Here is a 7,403-nt window from a genome sequence, read left to right on the forward strand (position 1 = left end):
ATGGGGCCGTAGCTCAGTTGGGAGAGCGCCACGTTCGCAACGTGGAGGTCGTCGGTTCGATCCCGATCGGCTCCACCATTTTAAAGCTAAAGTCTATTTCTGTATCGAGGGCTCTTCTGGGACAGGTCAAATTATTTGATTGCCTGCTCGATATCATCCACGAACGTTCCCGGATCGATGGGCTTAGTTAGATACCCGCTAGCCCCGGCTTCCTTGGCTGTATTCTGCCAATGTTCATCACCGCGCCCTGACAGCATCAAGAGTTTGGTGTATTTTAATTTATCGTGTTTGCGAAGTTCCCGGCACAGTTCCATGCCGTCCATTCCGGACATTTGAAAATCAACGATGACGCAGTCTGGTTTTTGCGAAAGGATTTCGGAAATAGCAAACATTGCCGAAACATTTGACGAAACAGTATGGCCTGCGGACTCAAGAAGTACCGTAGCCAAGTCGATCATATCCTGATCATCATCTACTAGATAAAAACTACTCACGGCGAACGTCCTTTTCCACTGATGTTTGGCCCAGATATCTCAAGACCTAATCAGACTAGGGCGCAATGGCAATACTATTTTTACCACGCTTTTTCACATCATACATCGCGTTGTCAGCCTCTTTAAGCAACTGATCCGCAAATTCGCCATGGTTTGGATAAAACGACATTCCGATACTGCCGCCGATATTCGCGATATCCCCGTTGATTTCAAAGGGCTTTGCAAGGGCTTTCAGGACCTCTTTCGCCACGGCCAGGGCCATTTCTTCATCGGGGACACTAGAAAGTAAAATAATGAATTCGTCACCGCCAATGCGGGCAACGGTGTCTGTTTTGCGAACGCTTGAGAGCAGACATTTTGCAACATCTTTCAAAAGTATATCGCCGGCTTCATGGCCCAAGGTATCATTGACGGCTTTAAAACCATCTAAATCAATGAACATTAAGGCCGCTCGTCCCTTATTGCGCTCGGCACCCGCAATAGCATTTTCAATTCGGTCCATCAGGAGGCTGCGGTTGGGAAGACCCGTTAAATTATCATGGGTCGCCATTTGACGGAGCTTTTTCTCCGCCTGTTTCCGAATCTTAATTTCTTGGCTCAATTCATGGGTTCGGTCCTTAACCCGTTGCTCCAAATCTAAGTTAATATCGTGCAGAGCCATCACCGCGCGCCGATGCTCAGAGATATCGCGAACCTCCAGCATATAGTTTTCTTGGTCAAACTTATCCACTTGGCTCACGGCGATATGCACATCAATATACGATCCGTCACAAAGGGCTAGTTTGGCCGGAAATCGTTCGTCGTCTTGAATTAAATCATCAATTAGTTCTTCAAATATTTCTCTATAATCATCGTGAAACAGGTCAGAAACTGAGGTCCCTAAAATTTGTTCACGGCTATTCGCCCGCATTAATTCAACGCCAGATTGATTTATGAAGGAAACAATCCCTTTCTTACACGAACAAATCATGTCCATGGCGTTATCAACCAATCGCCTGAACCGTTCTTCACCTCGATGAAGTTCTTGAGTTAAATTAATTTGTTTCGAAATGTCATGCGCCATGACGATAACGGAGTTAGTGCCAAATTCGCGTGCCCATTGCACCGAAATTTCAACAGAGATTTCTCGCCCATCAAGTCCAATCAGTCTTGCACGTAGCGCCTCTTTTTCCTCTATAATTAGCAGGAGAAGATCGCTTGAATCATCTGCAATTTCTGAGAATTCCGATCCTAAAAATTCCGCGAATCCTTTGCCAACAATCTTGCCGTCATCTGGAGCCTCAAGAATCTGAAGACCCGCATTGTTGATAAACTTAATAACTCCATCCGTGCAAACGCATGAAAAATCCGTAGAAAATTCAAGAAAATTCTTAATTGTATCACGGGTATATCGGGAGCCCTGCAAACGCCGTTCAGTCCCAGGACTATTCAGACTGCTCATATTAATTTGACCCTAATAAACAAATCTCTGAATTTAAAAATTTATCATATTGAAACGTCCTTAAACCCGTTGGCAAAATGGCGAAACGATTAAATTGGACGAATGTTTAACATATGGCCTCAAGAGGCCATTTTTCCAAGTTTATTCTTATTCGCCAGGGAACAAAGTATTATTTTGCGTTTTGTGCCGACAACACCTCTTTAATATCAATGATCGCCCGACCAAGGATCAATGATTGCCCCGGCACTTTTCAGATTCTACATTACCCCTCATCACACCTCGCAAATTAATACCTGCCTTATGGAGGAGCAAAGCAGTGGAACATAATTTTGACCGTAAGGCCGAGGATTTTGGCAATATAATTGCCCTGGAGCATGTTAACTTAGCTGTCACTGACCAACGATTAGCAATTTTATTTTATATTACTGGCATGGGGTTTACCCGCGATCCGTATCTCACGACCGGAGTCGTTAATATGTGGGTCAATATTGGGAAGAGCCAAGTTCACCTACCGACCCTAGGAACCCAAGCCATCCGCGGTCACACCGGATTGGTTGTCCCCGACCTTAAATCGCTCGTAGAAAGGTTAGAAGTTGTCCGCGGCGATTTGGCAGAGACAAAATTTGATTTTAGCGCCGGCAAGGATCGCGTTGATGTGGTCTGCCCGTGGGGTAACGAATATCGCGTTTACGCACCTAGTCCGCAATTTGGCCCAATTCGTCTCGGCATGCCTTACGTGGAATTCAAAGTCCCGGTTGGAACAGCGGAGGGAATTGGAAGATTTTACCGGGACCTTTTCGAGGCACCGACGGAGATTGAGGAAAATAATGGCACCAGGGCCGCACGGGTTTCAGTTGGTTACTATCAGGATCTTGTGTTCCGTGAAACCGACGAGAGCCTCCCTGTCTACGACGGTCACCATATCCAAATTTACCTCAACAATTTCTCCCGCCCCTATGCGCGTTTCAGAGACCGCAATTTGATTTCTATGGAAACCGGTCAGTATGAATACCGGACCATCGATATTGTCGATCCAGAAAATGGCAACAAACTCTACGAGTTGGAACATGAAATTCGCTCCATGAGCCACCCTCTCTTTGGAAGGCCTTTCATCAATCGGAACCCGGATCAGTCTAATCGAAACTTTGTACCGGGTTATGGCGATACACCCTGGGCGCAACCGTACGAATAATTTGACTACCTGATAGATTGAGGAGGCTAAAATGGAAAGCCAGGGAACAACGGATGTATCGGATTTTCTTAAAAGGGTTGCCCGGGTTGCCCCCGCAATTCGCGAGGCAGCGGAGGAAATAGAGCGCAGCCAAAGGCTATCGCCAGATTTGCGCGCAAAGTTACATGATGAAAAATTCTTCAGGCTTCTGCTGCCAAAGCCCTTTGGTGGCGAAGAACTCCCTCCGGCCGCATTTTTTGAAACCATGTCAGCGCTCGCCGAAAACGACGCCAGCACGGCCTGGTGCATTTGTCAGGCAAATGGCTGCGCCATGACGGCTGCATTTGTGGCCCCCGAAGTCGCGCAAAATATCTGGGGTAACGATCCTCACGCTGTCGTGGCCTGGGGACCGGGCAAAGCAGACCTAGTCGAAAAAGAAGACGGCTACGTCATTTCCGGGCGCTGGCAATTCGCAAGTGGCAGCCGGCACGCCACTTGGCTGGGCGGGCGCACCCCAGTAACCTTGCCCGACGGTCAGACCGTATTTCGTACTTTTCTATTTCCAGCCTCGGAAGTGGAAATGATTGATATTTGGAATGTTTTGGGGCTGCGCGGAACCGGCAGTGACGGCTATTCAGTCAAAGACTTGTTCGTATCCAAGGACTACATGGCAACGCCCGGACTGGACGTTGGGGAACGTTTGTACGACGCCCCGTTGTATTGGATCCCGTCGGAAGTCCACCAAGCGATCGGTTTTACCGGTATTGCGCTGGGAATTGCGCGCAGCATGCTGGAGCTTTTCAAAGAAGTCGCGACGGAAAAGAAGCCTTATCGCATGACCAACATGCTTTCGGAAAATGCCTTGGTACAGTCTGACGTTGCGATTTCTGAAGCAAGGATCGGGTCAGCTCGCGCCTACATGCTGAACGAGGCAGCCGAGGTGTGGGACGACGTCTTGGAGAAGGGAGAGTTGACCGAAGAGTCCAATATGCGCATTCGGCTTTCTTCCACCTATTCAATTCACGAAGCGAAAGCCGTGGTTGATCTGATCTATGATGCTGCTGGAGCCACGGCCATCTTTAAGGGCAATCCGCTTGAACGGCGTTTTCGCGATATCCATACCCTCACCCAGCAGTATCAAGGTCGAAAGACCCACTTTCAATCGGTTGGCGCGTCTTTACTCGGTCTGGACCCGAATGTCGCTCCCCCTACCTGACGGGCCAACTTGAGGGGAGAACTCAGTTCCTTTCCCACCAAACTGGGACTGTATATTATGGTTTCTGCGGTTTAGACGGTTGCTTTCAGAGGTCCGTTTTGGCACCATGCGCCGCGCTGAGACGAATTCGTTATCCAACTGAGTATACAAAGGGTCTGTTTTCGCCGTTTACTACGGTCTGAAGAGCAGTTTGGGGGGCCTACCTTGGCAGAAACACAAGACACCGCCGCCGGTCCAGAGTCTGGAACGCGGCAGTGGAACTTCAATACAGTCGCTGCTGTCCTGTTTATTATTTTGGCGGTCGCTCTCTTCTTCATTATCCCGCACCAAATCGACAAGCCCATGATCATGCTGGGCATCAGTCAAACGAACCTACCGCCGGAACTATTCCCACAGGTCGTTACGGCGTGTTTTTTCGGTTTGGGGGTCTGGTATTTATTCAAAAGCTTCTCCATTAAGCAGTCCAACGATTTACTCAAACTCGACCGCGAGGCATGGACGAACGTTATCGTCACCCTGGTTATGATGGGCATTTATGTCCCCTTGATGGTGAACCTGGGGTTCGTCGTCGGAAGCGCCATCATGGTTATGGCGATGTCGACGTATTTTGGTAACCGAAACTATTGGCTTGCTGGATTGATCAGCGTCGCGATCCCGATGTTGATGTTTTACGTGTTCCGCACGGTGCTGGTAACCGAGTTACCACCGTTTCCCATCGATATTTATCCGCTTACCCACTGGTCGCTGCTTTAAAAGCGCTATTGGCAACGTATTTAGGACAGTTAGAACAAGGGCATTTAGTCTTCAATGTTTGAATCATTTCTCGCAGGTTTCGAATTGGCATTGCGCCTGGACACGATGTTATTCATTGGTGGCGGCCTATTTCTCGGTATGTTCGTTGGCGCCTTGCCGGGCTTTACCACGCTGATGGCGATGGCAATTCTGTTGCCTATTTCCTTCTTTCTTGATCCTTTGTTGGGTATTCCATTCCTTATTGGTGTGTATAAGGGCGGCATTTATGGCGGCAGCATTCCGGCAATTCTGGTTTCCATGCCGGGAACGGGCGCGGCCGTGGCAACAACCTTTGACGGCCCGGCCCTAACCAAAAAAGGCCAAGGCCGCAAAGCCTTGGAAATGGCCCTATATGCATCCGTCGCCGGCGATCTGAGCAGTGATATCATTACCATTGCTGCCATTGGCCCGATTGCTGCTGTTGCTTTGTTGTTGGGGCCGCCGGAACTGGCTGCCATCTTGTTCCTAGCCCTGATCGTTATTTCAGCAACCTCCAGCGGCGTATTCGTCAAAGGGCTATTGATGTTGGCGGCAGGCTTGTTCCTGGCGATGATCGGCCAAGACCCCATTGGCGCGCTGTCCCGGTTTTCATTTGGGATCACAGAAATCGAAGCCGGTATTCCACTGTTGCCCATGCTGATTGGCGTCTTCGCGTTGCCTGAAATTTTCGTGAATATTGAGAAAAAAGCCTCTGAAATTATTAAATCTGAGGATTTAAAGGTTTCCGGCGAGCCGCTTCGGTGGCACGAATTCAAGGCCTGTATTCGCACGATTATCCGTTCCACCATGATCGGCACCTCCATCGGACTAATTCCGGGCGTCGGACAAGTCGTCGCCGCCTTCATGGGCTATGCAGCGGCAAAAAGTTCTTCGCCAACACCGGAAGAATTCGGTAAAGGCAAGCTTGAGGGCGTGGCCGCTGCCGAAGCCGCCAACAACGCGGTGAACGGTCCGACCCTGGTGCCGCTTCTGACACTGGGTATTCCAGGCGATAATCTAACGGTTATCTTAGTCGGTGCCTTTATTGCCCAAGGTTTGCGGCCTGGCCCGCAACTTATGGAGCAACAAGGCCCCTTAGTCTTCGCAATTCTGATCGCCATGGTTATTGCTAATATTCTATTCCTGGTTATCGGCAAAGTCTGCATTCCGTTCTTCGCCAAAGTCGTGACCATCCGAAAATCATTCTTGTTGCCACTGACCTTGGTGTTTGCGTTCGCGGGAACCTGGGTGTTCCGCGCGCAGCCGTCGGATTTGGCTATCTTGGTTATCTTCGGGGCCATCGGATACATCTGTAAGAAACTGCACTTTGATGTCACTCCCATGGCAATGGGCTTTATTTTGGGGCCGACTTTGGAATATTCTTATGGTCAAAGCGTTATTTTAGCGCAAGGCGAATTGCTCAATTTCTTATTTATTGAGCGCCCAATTACGGCAGTAATTCTTATTCTGACACCGCTGGCAACGTTCATGATGTGGCGGAGATCTAAGCGCTTGCAGGCACAATTTATTACTGAGAAATAGAGAGGCGGAATATCAATTGACACAGAATGGTCTCATTAGTGCCTTACTTAATGTAAGGGTTCGCCTCTTTGATGGCGTCGCATTCACCGCCATGCTATAACTTGAATGCAATGTTGTTTCGAGTTTAACAGGGAGAGTAAAGAGTATGACTTTGAAAAAGTTATCTACAATGCTGCTTGGGACTGCGGTCCTTGTCAGCATGATGGGAGTAAACGATGTTCGGGCCGAATATCCGGAAAAACCGATCACCATGATCCTGCCACTCGGTGCAGGTGGGTCCCATGACCGTAACGCCCGTGTCTTCACGAGTGTTATTCCACAATTCCTTGGCAATGCTATTATTGTTAAGTTGATGCCGGGCGCATCCGGCCAAGTTGGTACCGCAGCAGCCGCAAAAGCCAAACCAGATGGTTATACCCTGTTGTTCACGCACAACTACTACGACCAACTGCAGCAGCACGTTAAAAAGCTACCGTACAATACGACGCGAGATTTTGTCTCTGTGGGACAGTTGAATTCTGGAACGTTCTCCGTGATCGTTCGTGCCGACAGCCCGTTTAAATCTTGGAAACAGTTGGTTGCTCACGCAAAGGCCAATCCGGGAAAACTGAAACTGGCTCATAGTGGTAATTGGGGCGCGACGTTCACCCCTGCGCTGCAATTGTTCACCGAAGCAGGTATCGCCGGTAAAGTTGTTATGGTGCCTTATAAAGGTGGCGGACCTTCCCTGCGGGGCTTCCTCGCTGGCGAAGCGGACTTTACTTTCCA

The 7,403-nt window shown here is 49.1% G+C and carries 7 protein-coding genes and 1 tRNA gene; 6 read left to right on the plus strand and 2 right to left on the minus strand.

Annotated features, from left to right (window positions below; all coding sequences use genetic code 11):
- Nucleotides 1-2: 2 nt before the first annotated feature.
- Nucleotides 3-78, plus strand: a tRNA-Ala gene (locus HOM51_13785).
- 53 nt (nucleotides 79-131) lie between these two features.
- Here HOM51_13785 and HOM51_13790 read toward each other — a convergent pair.
- On the minus strand, nucleotides 132-494 hold the full coding sequence (locus HOM51_13790; GenBank protein ID MBT5035579.1) for a response regulator: 363 nt from the start codon (nucleotides 492-494) through the stop codon (nucleotides 132-134).
- Nucleotides 495-549: 55 nt separating this feature from the next.
- Entirely contained in the window at nucleotides 550-1,935 is a 1,386-nt protein-coding gene (locus HOM51_13795) for a diguanylate cyclase (GenBank protein MBT5035580.1), read from the minus strand.
- A gap of 316 nt (nucleotides 1,936-2,251) precedes the next feature.
- On the opposite strand from HOM51_13795, the gene HOM51_13800 reads away from it, so the two are divergent.
- From HOM51_13800 to HOM51_13820, 5 genes are all read left to right on the plus strand, one after another.
- A complete protein-coding gene (locus HOM51_13800; GenBank protein ID MBT5035581.1) occupies nucleotides 2,252-3,127 on the plus strand; it encodes a hypothetical protein in 876 nt (291 codons plus the stop codon).
- 31 nt (nucleotides 3,128-3,158) lie between these two features.
- Nucleotides 3,159-4,322 carry an acyl-CoA dehydrogenase gene (locus tag HOM51_13805; protein ID MBT5035582.1) on the plus strand — a complete coding sequence of 388 codons (1,164 nt, stop codon included), beginning with the start codon at nucleotides 3,159-3,161 and terminating at the stop codon, nucleotides 4,320-4,322.
- Between the two features lie 204 nt (nucleotides 4,323-4,526).
- Nucleotides 4,527-5,075, plus strand: a complete 549-nt coding sequence (locus HOM51_13810) for a tripartite tricarboxylate transporter TctB family protein (protein MBT5035583.1) — start codon at nucleotides 4,527-4,529, stop codon at nucleotides 5,073-5,075.
- 54 nt (nucleotides 5,076-5,129) lie between these two features.
- Entirely contained in the window at nucleotides 5,130-6,635 is a 1,506-nt protein-coding gene (locus tag HOM51_13815) for a hypothetical protein (protein MBT5035584.1), read from the plus strand.
- Nucleotides 6,636-6,780: 145 nt separating this feature from the next.
- Nucleotides 6,781-7,403, plus strand: a 623-nt coding sequence (locus tag HOM51_13820; protein ID MBT5035585.1) for a tripartite tricarboxylate transporter substrate binding protein, incomplete at its 3' end; no start/stop codon positions are given.

Source organism: Rhodospirillaceae bacterium (assembly GCA_018660465.1).
Lineage (GTDB): Bacteria > Pseudomonadota > Alphaproteobacteria > Rhodospirillales > JABJKH01 > JABJKH01.